The sequence below is a fragment of the Streptomyces sp. NPDC002793 genome, assembly GCF_040295485.1.
In the GTDB taxonomy this organism is placed as follows: Bacteria; Actinomycetota; Actinomycetes; order Streptomycetales; family Streptomycetaceae; genus Streptomyces.
The window spans coordinates 89,048-101,867 of sequence record NZ_JBEOVL010000015.1 but is presented as its reverse complement, the minus strand read 5'-3'; the positions used below and the strand labels follow the sequence as shown (position 1 = coordinate 101,867).

General features: G+C 69.8%; 11 protein-coding genes. All 11 read right to left on the bottom strand.

Annotation, left to right across the window (positions count from 1 at the left end):
* Window positions 1-71 precede the first annotated feature (71 nt).
* Window positions 72-1,280, bottom strand: a complete 1,209-nt coding sequence (metK, locus tag ABT001_RS17305) for a methionine adenosyltransferase (protein WP_351277814.1) — start codon at window positions 1,278-1,280, stop codon at window positions 72-74.
* 229 nt (window positions 1,281-1,509) lie between these two features.
* Complete coding sequence (gene coaBC / locus ABT001_RS17300; protein ID WP_351277811.1) at window positions 1,510-2,721, bottom strand: bifunctional phosphopantothenoylcysteine decarboxylase/phosphopantothenate--cysteine ligase CoaBC; 1,212 nt, start codon at window positions 2,719-2,721, stop codon at window positions 1,510-1,512.
* A 181-nt stretch (window positions 2,722-2,902) separates the two neighbouring features.
* The gene (gene rpoZ / locus ABT001_RS17295; RefSeq protein WP_003970369.1) at window positions 2,903-3,175 is read right to left on the bottom strand and encodes a DNA-directed RNA polymerase subunit omega; all 273 of its coding nucleotides are present in this window, start codon (window positions 3,173-3,175) and stop codon (window positions 2,903-2,905) included.
* Window positions 3,176-3,277: 102 nt separating this feature from the next.
* Window positions 3,278-3,895 carry a guanylate kinase gene (gmk, locus tag ABT001_RS17290; RefSeq protein ID WP_351277809.1) on the bottom strand — a complete coding sequence of 206 codons (618 nt, stop codon included), beginning with the start codon at window positions 3,893-3,895 and terminating at the stop codon, window positions 3,278-3,280.
* Window positions 3,896-3,933: 38 nt separating this feature from the next.
* Complete coding sequence (locus ABT001_RS17285) at window positions 3,934-4,257, bottom strand: integration host factor (protein WP_266702292.1); 324 nt, start codon at window positions 4,255-4,257, stop codon at window positions 3,934-3,936.
* 244 nt (window positions 4,258-4,501) lie between these two features.
* Window positions 4,502-5,341 carry an orotidine-5'-phosphate decarboxylase gene (gene pyrF / locus ABT001_RS17280; RefSeq protein WP_351277807.1) on the bottom strand — a complete coding sequence of 280 codons (840 nt, stop codon included), beginning with the start codon at window positions 5,339-5,341 and terminating at the stop codon, window positions 4,502-4,504.
* A complete protein-coding gene (locus tag ABT001_RS17275; protein WP_351277804.1) occupies window positions 5,338-6,447 on the bottom strand; it encodes a quinone-dependent dihydroorotate dehydrogenase in 1,110 nt (369 codons plus the stop codon). The genes pyrF and ABT001_RS17275 overlap by 4 nt, the downstream gene beginning before the upstream one ends.
* 54 nt (window positions 6,448-6,501) lie before the next feature.
* Window positions 6,502-9,810, bottom strand: a complete 3,309-nt coding sequence (carB, locus tag ABT001_RS17270) for a carbamoyl-phosphate synthase large subunit (protein ID WP_351277802.1) — start codon at window positions 9,808-9,810, stop codon at window positions 6,502-6,504.
* Entirely contained in the window at window positions 9,803-10,960 is a 1,158-nt protein-coding gene (carA, locus tag ABT001_RS17265; RefSeq protein ID WP_351277799.1) for a glutamine-hydrolyzing carbamoyl-phosphate synthase small subunit, read from the bottom strand. Before carA ends, carB begins: the two co-directional genes overlap by 8 nt.
* Window positions 10,957-11,535: a PH-like domain-containing protein gene (locus ABT001_RS17260; protein WP_351277796.1), complete on the bottom strand. Its 579-nt coding sequence runs from the start codon at window positions 11,533-11,535 to the stop codon at window positions 10,957-10,959. The genes carA and ABT001_RS17260 overlap by 4 nt, the downstream gene beginning before the upstream one ends.
* Window positions 11,532-12,818 (bottom strand): dihydroorotase, encoded by a 1,287-nt coding sequence (locus ABT001_RS17255; RefSeq protein WP_351277794.1) that lies wholly within the window; start codon window positions 12,816-12,818, stop codon window positions 11,532-11,534. Before ABT001_RS17255 ends, ABT001_RS17260 begins: the two co-directional genes overlap by 4 nt.
* Window positions 12,819-12,820: the final 2 nt, after the last annotated feature.

Below are 12,820 nucleotides of genomic sequence, written 5' to 3'. Positions count from 1 at the left end.
TCGGGAGCACCGCACGCGGAGGGGCCCGGACACCTCGTGCGGTGTCCGGGCCCCTGCGTGGAGAACGATCCCTAGAGACCCGCCGCCTCGCGCAGCGCGTCCACGCGGTCGGTGCGCTCCCAGGTGAAGTCGGGGAGCTCACGGCCGAAGTGGCCGTAGGCCGCGGTCTGGGCGTAGATCGGGCGGAGCAGGTCGAGGTCACGGATGATCGCGGCCGGGCGGAGGTCGAAGACCTCACCGATGGCGTGCTCGATCTTCTCCGTGTCCACCGCGGCGGTGCCGAAGGTCTCGACGAACAGGCCCACCGGCTCGGCCTTGCCGATCGCGTAGGCGACCTGGACCTCGCAGCGGGCCGCGAGGCCGGCCGCGACGACGTTCTTGGCGACCCAGCGCATGGCGTAGGCGGCCGAGCGGTCGACCTTGGACGGGTCCTTGCCGGAGAAGGCGCCGCCGCCGTGGCGGGCCATGCCGCCGTACGTGTCGATGATGATCTTGCGGCCGGTCAGACCGGCGTCGCCCATCGGGCCGCCGATCTCGAAACGGCCGGTCGGGTTCACCAGCAGGCGGTAGCCCTCGGTGTCCAGCTTGATGCCGTCCTCGATGAGCTGGGACAGGACGTGCTCGACGACGAACTCACGGATGTCGGGCGCGAGCAGCGAGTCCAGGTCGATGTCGGAGGCGTGCTGCGAGGAGACGACGACCGTGTCGAGGCGGACGGCCTTGTCGCCGTCGTACTCGATGGTGACCTGGGTCTTGCCGTCCGGGCGCAGGTACGGGATGGTCCCGTTCTTGCGGACCTCGGACAGTCGGCGCGAGAGCCGGTGCGCCAGGTGGATCGGCAGCGGCATCAGCTCGGGCGTCTCGTCGCAGGCGTAGCCGAACATCAGCCCCTGGTCGCCCGCGCCCTGCTTGTCGAGCTCGTCCTCGTCGCCTTCGACACGCTTCTCGTACGCGGTGTCGACACCCTGGGCGATGTCCGGGGACTGCGCCCCGATGGACACCGAAACGCCGCAGGAGGCTCCGTCGAAGCCCTTCTTGGAGGAGTCGTAGCCGATCTCCAGAACCTTGTTGCGCACAAGGTTGGGGATGTCGGCGTAGGCCTTGGTCGTGACCTCACCCGCGACATGCACCAGACCAGTGGTGATCAAGGTCTCGACGGCTACGCGTGAGGAGGGGTCCTCCCGCAGGAGCGCGTCGAGAATCGTGTCGCTGATCTGGTCAGCGATCTTGTCGGGGTGGCCCTCGGTAACGGACTCCGAGGTGAAGAGACGGCGGGACACATCGCTCCCTGGGGTTGCAGCGGCTGCTGGCTGATCATTGATGGAACTCCGGGAGCTGCGCCCGGCACATTCCGTCGACAGTTTATCGGTCGCTTCCGGTTAATGGGTCACGCGTCTCGCCCCTTGGGAGGTCTGTGACCTGCGGCACGGTTGACGGCAGTATGACAATCCTCCTCCGAGGCGCGAGACACGACCTGTGGCGGTGGATTTCTTCCCGCCCGGACGGCGCCTACGCAATTTGACGGAAACGCGCCACCACCAGGTCCCACACCGTGTCGGCGAGTGCCTCCTTCGGCCCGTGGGGCACGGCGGTCTCGCCGCCGTCGGCCGCGAGCACGACCGCCTCGTTCTCCTCGGACCCGAAGGTCTTGCGCTCCCCCACCTCGTTCACGACGAGAAGATCACAGCCCTTGCGACGGAGCTTCTCGCGGCCGTTGACCAGGACGTCGTCGGTCTCGGCGGCGAATCCGACGACGATCTGCCCGGGCAGGGCCCGGTTCCCGGCGACCTCGGCCAGGATGTCGGGATTACGGACGAGCGCGACGGGGGCGGGCTCCTGGCCGTCCCTCTTCTTGATCTTCCCCGTCGCGTAGGCGGCAGGCCGGAAATCGGCCACCGCCGCGGCCATCACGACGACATCGGCGTCGGCCGCCGCCTCCAGCACGGCCTCGCGCAGCTGCACGGCGGTCCCGGCACGTACGACATCGGCGCCCGCCGGGTCGGGGAGCCCCGTGTTCGCCTCGATCAGCGTCACCCGGGCGCCGCGCGCGACGGCGGTGCGGGCCAGGGCGTAGCCCTGCTTGCCCGAGGACCGGTTGCCCAGGTAGCGCACCGGGTCGAGCGGTTCACGGGTGCCGCCCGCGCTGATCACCACATGCCGGCCCGTGAGGTCGGGGGCGCCCGGACCGCGGGTCAGGACGCGTCGGCAGACCTCGAAGATCTCCCCCGGGTCGGGCAGCCGGCCCTTGCCCGTGTCGACACCGGTGAGCCTGCCGACGGCGGGCTCGACGACGACGGCGCCGCGACGGCGCAGGGTGGCCACGTTCTCCTGGGTGGCGGGGTGCTCCCACATCTCGGTGTGCATCGCGGGCGCGAAGACGACCGGGCAGCGCGCGGTGAGCAAGGTGTTGGTGAGGAGGTCGTCGGCCAGCCCGTGGGCGGCCTTGGCGAGCATGTCGGCGGTGGCGGGGGCGACCACGACGAGATCGGCCCCCTGGCCGATCCGGACGTGCGGCACCTCGTGCACGCTCTCCCAGACCTCGGTCGACACGGGATTGCCGGAGAGGGCGGACCAGGTGGCCGCACCGACGAAGTTCAGCGACGCGTCGGTCGGGACGACCCGTACGTCGTGGCCGGACTCGGTCAGCCGGCGCAGCAGTTCGCACGCCTTGTACGCGGCGATGCCGCCGCTGACCCCCAGGACGACCTTCGGCTTGTCCACTGCGTCTCCCCGCACTCGTGTCACTGCGCACGCGGCCCGTGCGGCCTCATGACATACGCACTCCATGCTGCCTCACCGTCGCGGACGCGCTCCGCCGGGTCCGGGGCCGGACACACCACAGGCCCGGCGGATACCGTCCGCCGGGCCTGTGGTGAAGGTGCGTTTCCCGCGTACCGCCTGCTTACTGCGCGGGGCCCTCGATGGCCTCGGAGGTCAGCAGACCCGCGTTGATCTCGCGGAGCGCGATCGAGAGCGGCTTCTCGTGCACGTGCGTGTCGACGAGGGGACCGACGTACTCGAGGAGGCCTTCACCGAGCTGCGAGTAGTACGCGTTGATCTGGCGCGCGCGCTTGGCGGCGTAGATCACAAGGCTGTACTTCGAGTCGGTGGCCTCGAGGAGCTCATCAATCGGGGGGTTGATGATGCCCTCGGGCGTGGTGATGGAAGAGGACACTCTCTGCCTTCCGAAGGGGATAGAGATCAAAGAGATCTTTGATCATGCTGGTTCCGCAGTGGTGATGCTCTGCGTCCGCGGTGATGGTGTGGACCGGTGAGGTCAGTCGCCGGTCCCGCGGAGGCCGGAAGCCTGCAGCATCAACGTTAGCAGCTCGCGTGCCACGTCCTCGACGGAGGTGTTGACGAGGGTCGTGTCGAACTCGGCCTCGGCGGCCAGCTCGGCCTTCGCCGCCGCGAGACGGCGCTCGATCACGTCGGGCGTCTCCGTCCCCCGGCCGGTGAGCCGGCGGACCAGTTCGTCCCAGCTGGGCGGCGCGAGGAAGACGAGCTGCGCCTCCGGCATCGACTGGCGGACGAGCCGGGCGCCCTGCAGGTCGATCTCCAGCAGGACCGGCTCCCCCGCCTCCAGGCGGTCGAGCACGGCCCGGCGGGGCGTGCCGTAGCGGTTGCCCGCGAATTCGGCCCACTCCAGCAGCTCGCCGTTGGCGACCAGCTTGTCGAACTCCTCGTCCTCGACGAAGAAGTAGTGGACACCGTCACGCTCGCCGGGGCGGGGCTTACGGGTCGTGGCGGACACCGAGAGCCATACCTCGGGGTGAACTGTGCGCATATGAGCGACGACCGTGCTCTTGCCGACCCCTGAGGGGCCGGAGAGCACGGTCAGCCGCGGACGTGCGTCCGGGGGTACGGGGGACGTCCCCCGGGATGTTGCAGCCATGGGGCGATTATCCAGGTTCTCAGGAGTGCCTGAGAACGTCAGGCGGCGCTGCCGCCGAACTCACGCTCCAGGGATGCGATCTGGTTGGAGCCAAGACCCCGGACCCGGCGGCTCTCGGAAATGCCGAGCCTCTCCATGATCTGCTTGGCGCGGACCTTGCCCACGCCCGGCAGGGACTCAAGGAGGGCGGAGACCTTCATCTTACCGATGACGTCGTTCTCCCGGCCCTGCTTGATGACCTCATGGAGCGAGGCGCCGGAGTGCTTGAGTCGATTCTTGACCTCGGCCCGCTCCCGGCGAGCCGCGGCGGCCTTTTCGAGCGCGGCTGCGCGCTGTTCAGGGGTAAGGGGCGGAAGAGCCACGCCTACGTCACCTCGGATGTCGATCTGTCGGATACGGACCGGTGCGGAACCTGGTGGCTCCACACCTGGTGAGCAACGAACAACCTGTGCTCGTTGGCCCTCGACGGAGACTAGCGGCCAAGGCCGCCTGAGTCAGCGAGAACAGACGAAAAGTCCTGGTCAGCCTCCACCGACCCGGACATTTCTGCCATAATCGCCAAGAATTTTGCTCAGGATTCCGTCAACAGGCTGCCACGTGGCATCGTCAGCTCTCCGAGACGGCCGTACGGACCTCGTCCGCGAACCGTCCGGCGGCTTCGCGCAGCCCTGACGCGTCCGGACCGTGACGCAGCACGCCCCGGCTCACACTCGGCACCACGTTGCCCACCGCGGCGCCGAAGACGCGGGGCAGATCTGCGGGGGTGGCGCCCTGGGCGCCGATGCCGGGAGCGAGCAGCGGGCCGTTGATCGACAGATCGGCGCCGGCGTCCCCGAGCGTGGCACCGACCACCGCGCCGACGGACCCGAGGGGCGTCGCACCCGCGTTCTCGGCCGCCATGTGGTCCAGCATCAGCTGGGCCAGCGAGCGCCCGTCCGCCGCGGTGGCGCGCTGGACCTCGGCGCCCTCCGGGTTGGAGGTGAGGGCGAGCACGAAGACACCCGAGCCGGAGGCCTCGGCCGCGTCGAGCGCCGGGCGCAGCGAGCCGAAGCCGAGGTAGGGCGAGACGGTGACCGCGTCGGAGAAGAGCGGCGAGTCCTTGTCGAGGTAGGTCGCCGCGTAGGCGCCCATCGTGGAGCCGATGTCGCCGCGCTTGGCGTCCATGAGCACGAGGGCTCCCGCCGCCCGGGCCTCTTCGACGGCCTTCTCCAGCACGGCGACGCCGCGCGACCCGAAGCGCTCGAAGAACGCGGACTGCGGTTTGAGGACTGCGACCCGGTCGGCCAGCGCCTCGACCACCGTGCGCGTGAAGCGCTCCAGGCCCGCGATGTCGTCGTTCAGGCCCCAGGAGGTGAGCAGGGAGGCGTGCGGGTCGATGCCGACACAGAGCGGCCCGCGGGTGTCCATGGCGTGGCGCAGGCGCGCGCCGAAGGGTTCAGGGATCACCGCGTGACCTTCCGGGTCTCGGCGCCGACGGCTTCGGCGAGGGTGGCGTACGGAGATGCGGCCAGACGGGCGGCCAGGCCCTTGTGGATCGCGCGGGAGTAGAAAGGGCCCTCGTAGATGAAGGCGCTGTACCCCTGGACGAGCGTGGCGCCGGCCAGGATGCGCCGCCAGGCGTCCTCGGCGTTCTCGATGCCCCCGACGCCCACCAGGGTGATCCGGGTCCCCACGCGGGCGTACAGGCGGCTCAGGACCTCCAGGGAGCGCTCCTTGAGGGGTGCTCCGGAGAGTCCGCCGGTCTCCGCGGTCAGCGACCCCGCGGACTTCAGGCCGAGGCTGTCGCGGGCGATCGTGGTGTTGGTGGCGATGATGCCGTCCAGGCCGAGCTCGACGGCCAGGTCGGCGACCGCGTCGACGTCCTCGTCCGCGAGGTCCGGGGCGATCTTGACGAGCAGCGGGACGCGCCGGCCGGTGACGGTGCGGTCGGCCGCCTCGCGCACCGCGGTGAGCAGCGGGCGGAGCGCCTCGGTGGCCTGGAGGTTGCGCAGTCCGGGCGTGTTGGGCGAGGAGACGTTCACGACGAGGTAGTCGGCGTGGCCGGCGAGCCGCTCGGTGGACTTCACGTAGTCGCCCACGGCTTCGTCCTCGGGGACGGCCTTGGTCTTGCCGATGTTGACGCCGACGGCCGTGCGGAAGACGGGGGTGCGGGCGGCGAGGCGCTCGGCCACGGCCGCGGACCCCTCGTTGTTGAAGCCCATGCGGTTGATCAGTGCCCGGTCGGCGACGAGGCGGAACAGCCGCTTCTTCGGGTTGCCGGGCTGCGGCTCACCGGTGACCGTGCCGATCTCGATGTGGTCGAAGCCGAGCATCGACATGCCGTCGATCGCGACGGCGTTCTTGTCGAAGCCGGCCGCGAGCCCGAAGGGGCCGTGCATCCGCAGGCCGAGCGCCTCGGTGCGCAGTTCCTCGTGACGGGGCGCGAGCACGGCGGCCACGAAGGTGCGCAGCACGGGTGTGCGGGCGGCGAGGCGGATCCAGCGGAAGGCCAGGTGATGGGCCTGCTCGGGGTCCATCCGCTTGAAGACCAGCTGGAAGAAGAGTTTGTACATCACGGTGTCCTCATGAAGAGGGGGACACCGTTTCCGGTGTCCCCCTGCTGGCTTCTAGTCGCGGGCCGCGGTCAGATGTTCCGCGTGTTCCTGGAGGGAACGTACGCCGACGCCACCGTGGTTGAGCGCGTCGATGCCCTGGACGGCTGCGGCGAGCGCCTGGACCGTGGTGAGGCACGGCACGGACCGGGCGACGGCCGCGGTGCGGATCTCGTAACCGTCGAGCCGGCCGCCCGTTCCGTACGGGGTGTTGACGATGAGGTCGACCTCGCCGTCGTGGATCAGCTGGACGATGGTCTTCTCGCCGTTCGGGCCCTCGCCCTCCGACTGCTTGCGCACGACGGTGGCGTTGATGCCGTTGCGCTTGAGGACCTCGGCGGTGCCCGAGGTGGCCATCAGCTCGAACCCGTGCGCGACGAGCTCACGCGCCGGGAAGATCATCGAGCGCTTGTCGCGGTTGGCGACGGAGATGAAGGCGCGGCCCTTGGTGGGCAGCGGGCCGTAGGCACCCGCCTGGGACTTCGCGTACGCCGTGCCGAAGGCCGAGTCGATGCCCATGACTTCGCCGGTGGAGCGCATCTCCGGGCCGAGGACCGTGTCGACGCCGCGGCCGTGGATGTCGCGGAAGCGCGACCACGGCATGACCGCCTCCTTGACGGAGATCGGCGCGTCCAGCGGCAGGGTGCCGCCGTCACCGTGCTTCGGCAGCAGCCCCTCGGCTCGCAGTTCCGCGACGGTCGCACCCAGCGAGATACGGGCGGCGGCCTTCGCGAGCGGGACCGCGGTCGCCTTGGAGGTGAAGGGGACGGTCCGCGAGGCGCGCGGATTGGCTTCGAGGACGTAGAGGATGTCGCCGGAGAGGGCGAACTGGATGTTGATCAGTCCGCGTACGCCGACGCCCTTGGCGATGCCCTCGGTGGAGGCCCGCAGCCGCTTGATGTCGTAGCCGCCGAGGGTGATCGGGGGCAGCGCGCAGGCGGAGTCGCCGGAGTGGATGCCGGCCTCCTCGATGTGTTCCATGACGCCGCCGAGGTAGAGCTCGGTGCCGTCGTAGAGCGCGTCGACGTCGATCTCGATCGCGTCGTCGAGGAAGCGGTCGACCAGGACCGGCCGGGTGGGGCTGATCTCGGTGGACTCGGAGATGTACGAGGAGAGACGGGTCTCGTCGTAGACGATCTCCATGCCGCGGCCGCCGAGCACGTACGACGGGCGTACGAGGACGGGGTAGCCGATCTCGTCGGCGATGGCCTTGGCCTCCGCGAAGGTGGTGGCGGTGCCGTGCTTCGGGGCCGGCAGGCCGGCCTCGGCGAGGACCCGGCCGAAGGCGCCGCGGTCCTCGGCGGCGTGGATGGCCTCCGGGGAGGTCCCCACGATCGGCACGCCGTTGTCCTTGAGCGCCTGCGCGAGGCCGAGGGGGGTCTGGCCGCCGAGCTGGACGATGACTCCGGCGATCGGTCCGGCGAGCGACTCGGCGTGCACGATCTCCAGGACGTCCTCCAGCGTGAGCGGCTCGAAGTACAGCCGGTCGGAGGTGTCGTAGTCCGTGGAGACGGTCTCCGGGTTGCAGTTGACCATCACGGTCTCGTAGCCGGCGTCGCTCAGGGCGAAGGAGGCGTGGACGCAGGAGTAGTCGAACTCGATGCCCTGGCCGATGCGGTTCGGGCCGGAGCCGAGGATGATCACCGCGGGCTTGGTGCGGGACGCGACCTCGTTCTCCTCGTCGTAGCTGGAGTAGAAGTACGGCGTCTTCGCGGCGAACTCGGCGGCGCACGTGTCGACCGTCTTGTAGACCGGGCGGATGCCCAGGGCGTGCCGGACCTCGCGCACGACGTCCTCGCGCAGGCCCCGGATCTCGCCGATCTGGGCGTCGGAGAAGCCGTGCCGCTTGGCCTCGGCCAGCAGCTCGGGGACGAGCTTGTCGGCGCCGGCGAGCTCGTCGGCGATCTCCTTGATCAGGAAGAGCTGGTCGACGAACCAGGGGTCGATCTTCGTGGCGTCGAAGACCTCTTCCTGGGTGGCGCCGGCACGGATCGCCTGCATCACGGTGTTGATGCGGCCGTCGGTGGGGCGGACCGCCTCGGCGAGCAGCTCGGCCTTGTCGCCGGTCTCGCCGGTGAAGGCGAACTGCGAGCCCTTCTTCTCCAGGGACCGCAGTGCCTTCTGCAGGGCCTCGGTGAAGTTGCGGCCGATCGCCATGGCCTCGCCCACCGACTTCATCGTGGTGGTGAGGGTGGAGTCGGCGGACGGGAACTTCTCGAAGGCGAAGCGCGGGGCCTTGACCACGACGTAGTCGAGGGTCGGCTCAAAGGAGGCCGGCGTCTTCTCGGTGATGTCGTTGGGGATCTCGTCGAGCGTGTAGCCGACGGCCAGTTTGGCGGCGATCTTGGCGATCGGGAAGCCGGTGGCCTTCGAGGCGAGCGCCGAGGAGCGCGAGACGCGCGGGTTCATCTCGATCACGATGATCCGGCCGTCGGCCGGGTCGATCGCGAACTGGATGTTGCAGCCGCCGGTGTCCACCCCGACCTCGCGGATGATCGCGATGCCGATGTCGCGCAGCCGCTGGTACTCGCGGTCGGTGAGCGTCATCGCGGGGGCGACCGTGATGGAGTCGCCGGTGTGGACGCCCATCGGGTCGAAGTTCTCGATGGAGCAGACGACCACGACGTTGTCGTTCTTGTCGCGCATCAGCTCCAGCTCGTACTCCTTCCAGCCGAGGATGGACTCCTCCAGGAGCACCTCGGTGGTCGGCGAGAGGGTGAGGCCCTGTCCGGCGATCCGGCGCAGCTCCTCCTCGTCGTGGGCGAAGCCGGAGCCGGCGCCGCCCATGGTGAAGGAGGGGCGGACGACGACGGGGTACCCGCCGAGCGTGTCGACGCCGGCGATGACGTCGTCCATGGTGTGGCAGATGACGGAGCGGGCGGACTCGCCGTACCCGATCTTCGCCTTGACGGCTTCGACGACTCCCTTGAAGAGGTCGCGGTCCTCGCCCTTGTTGATGGCCTCGACGTTGGCGCCGATGAGTTCGACGCCGTACTTCTCCAGCACACCGTTGTCGTGCATGGAGATCGCGGTGTTGAGCGCGGTCTGGCCGCCCAGCGTCGGGAGCAGCGCGTCGGGGCGCTCCTTGGCGATGATCTTCTCGACGAACTCGGGGGTGATCGGCTCGACGTACGTGGCGTCGGCGATCTCCGGGTCGGTCATGATCGTCGCCGGGTTGGAGTTCACCAGGATGACGCGCAGGCCCTCGGCCTTGAGCACGCGGCAGGCCTGGGTGCCGGAGTAGTCGAATTCGGCGGCCTGCCCGATGACGATCGGACCGGAGCCGATGACCAGGACGGACTGGATATCGGAGCGCTTAGGCACGCTGGCCCTCCATCAGGGATACGAAGCGGTCGAAGAGGTACGCGGCGTCGTGCGGGCCCGCGGCTGCTTCGGGGTGGTACTGGACGCTGAAGGCCGGCTGGTCGAGCAGCTGCAGTCCTTCGACGACCTGGTCGTTCAGGCATACGTGGGAGACCTCGGCGCGGCCGAACTCCGTGTCGGAGACCTTGTCGAGCGGAGCGTCGACGGCGAATCCGTGGTTGTGCGCGGTGACCTCGACCTTGCCGGTCGTGCGGTCCTGCACGGGCTGGTTGATGCCCCGGTGTCCGTACTTCAGCTTGTAGGTGCCGAAGCCGAGCGAACGGCCGAGGATCTGGTTGCCGAAGCAGATGCCGAAGAGCGGGGTCTTCCGCTCCAGGACGCCCCGCATGAGGGCGACGGGGTGTTCGGCGGTGGACGGGTCGCCGGGGCCGTTGGAGAAGAAGACTCCGTCGGGCTCCACCGCGTACACCTCGTCGAGGGTGGCAGTGGCGGGCAGGACGTGCACCTCGATGCCGCGCTCGGCCATGCGGCGCGGGGTCATGCCCTTGATGCCGAGGTCGATGGCGGCGACGGTGAACTTCCTGGTGCCGACCGCGGGGACGACGTACGCCTCCTTGGTGGCGACCTCGGCTGCGAGGTCGGCGCCTGCCATCTCGGGGGCCTGGCGCACCTTGGCGAGCATGACGCCCTCGTCCTCGAGGGCGTTCCCCGAGAAGATCCCGACGCGCATCGCGCCGCGCTCGCGCAGGTGGCGGGTGAGCGCCCGGGTGTCGATGCCGCTGATGCCGACGACTCCCTGACTGGTGAGCTCCTCGTCCAGCGAGCGGCGCGAACGCCAGTTGGAGGGCATCCGGGCGGGGTCGCGCACGACGTAGCCGGAGACCCAGATCCGCTTCGACTCGGGGTCGTCGTCGTTCACGCCGGTGTTGCCGATGTGCGGGGCGGTCATGACGACGACCTGGCGGTGGTACGAGGGGTCGGTCAGCGTCTCCTGGTAACCGGTCATGCCGGTGGAGAACACCGCTTCGCCGAAGGTCTCCCCCACGGCCCCGTAGGCGCGGCCGCGGAAGGAGCGGCCGTCCTCCAGGACGAGTACGGCGGGAGACACCTTTTTCCTCTTCGAGGCATGCCCCGGATTGGAGATCGTCATCGTGCGGTGCCTTCCGTAGTGCTGGTGAGGTGGTTGAGGGTGTCGACCCAGGCCTGGTGCTCGGCCGCGTGGTCGGAGCGGAAGCCCGAGTCGATCAGCCGGTCGCCGTGCGCCCACGTGATGACGAGGAGGCCGCCCTCGGGCAGCACCTTGCCGGCGAGCGCCTTGTCGAGCCGGGCCTCGCGCAGCGCGGCGGCCGGTACGAAGAAGTCGGCGGCCCCGGGGCGTACGACGTCGAGTCCCTGCTCCGTGAGGGTCAGCTCGACCCTGCTGCGGGTGCCGAGGCCGTGCGCCACGATCCGGTCGAGCCACTGCCCGGCGGTCGTCGAGGCGTGGTAGCGGCCGGTCAGTGTGAGCAGCGTCTCGCCGTCAGCAAACCCTTCGGGGGTGGTCGCGAGCTCGGGCAGTCCGGACTGCAGGCTGCCCCGCCACTTCCATCCCTGGCGCATCAGCCAGTAGACGAAGGCGATGAGGACGAGCAGTCCGATGACCCAGCTGATGCGGGCGGACCAGTCCGTCACTTCGGCCGACTTCTGCTCGGCGGCCAGCTGGTAGAGGGGGTTGAGTGTTGTCACGCGAGCTTCCCGTCGACGACCGTGGCACGGCCCCGCAGGAAGGTGTGGGTCACTCGGCCGGGCAGCTCGCGACCCTCGTACGGAGTGTTGCGGCTGCGGGAGGCGAAGCCCGCGGGGTCCACTGCTCCACGGTATGCCGGATCGACCAGGGTGAGGTTGGCGGGCTCACCGGCCGAGACGGGCCGGCCGTGTCCTTCGAGCCGGCCGATGGCCGCGGGGCGGACCGACATGCGGTCGGCGACGCCCGCCCAGTCGAGGAGACCGGTGTCGACCATCGTCTGCTGGACCACGGAGAGCGCGGTCTCCAGGCCCACCATGCCCATGGCGGCGGCGGCCCACTCGCAGTCCTTGTCCTCGTGCGGGTGCGGGGCGTGGTCGGTGGCCACGCAGTCGATGGTGCCGTCGGCGAGCGCCTCGCGCAGGGCCATGACGTCTGCCTCGGTGCGCAGCGGCGGGTTCACCTTGTAGACGGGGTTGTAGGTCCGCACGAGCTCGTCGGTGAGCAGCAGGTGGTGCGGGGTGACCTCGGCGGTGACGTTCCAGCCCTTGGACTTGGCCCAGCGGATGATCTCCACGGAGCCGGCGGTCGAGAGGTGGCAGATGTGCACGCGGGAGCCGACGTGGGCGGCGAGGAGGACGTCGCGGGCGATGATCGACTCCTCGGCGACGGCGGGCCAGCCGCCGAGTCCGAGCTCGGCCGAGACGACGCCCTCGTTCATCTGGGCGCCTTCGGTGAGGCGGGGCTCCTGGGCGTGCTGGGCGACGACACCGTCGAAGGCCTTCACGTACTCCAGCGCGCGGCGCATGATCACGGCGTCGTCGACGCACTTGCCGTCGTCGGAGAAGACCTTCACTCCGGCGGCGGAGTCGTGCATGGCGCCGAGTTCGGCGAGCTGCTTGCCCTCCAGGCCGACGGTGACGGCGCCTACGGGCTGCACGTCGCAGTAGCCGGACTCCTTGCCGAGCCGCCAGACCTGCTCGACGACACCGGCGGTGTCGGCGACGGGGAAGGTGTTGGCCATGGCGTGGACGGCGGTGAAGCCGCCGACCGCCGCCGCCTTGGTGCCGGTGAGGACGGTCTCGGAGTCCTCGCGGCCGGGCTCGCGCAGATGGGTGTGCAGGTCGACGAGGCCGGGCAGCAGGATCTGGCCGGCCGCCTCGATCACGGTGGCGTCGCCGGCCTCGATGCCGGTGCCGGTCCTGACGACGGTCTCGCCGTCGATGAGGACGTCCTGCGGCTCGCCGCCGAGGACCTTCGCACCGCGGATCAGGATCTTGCTCATGG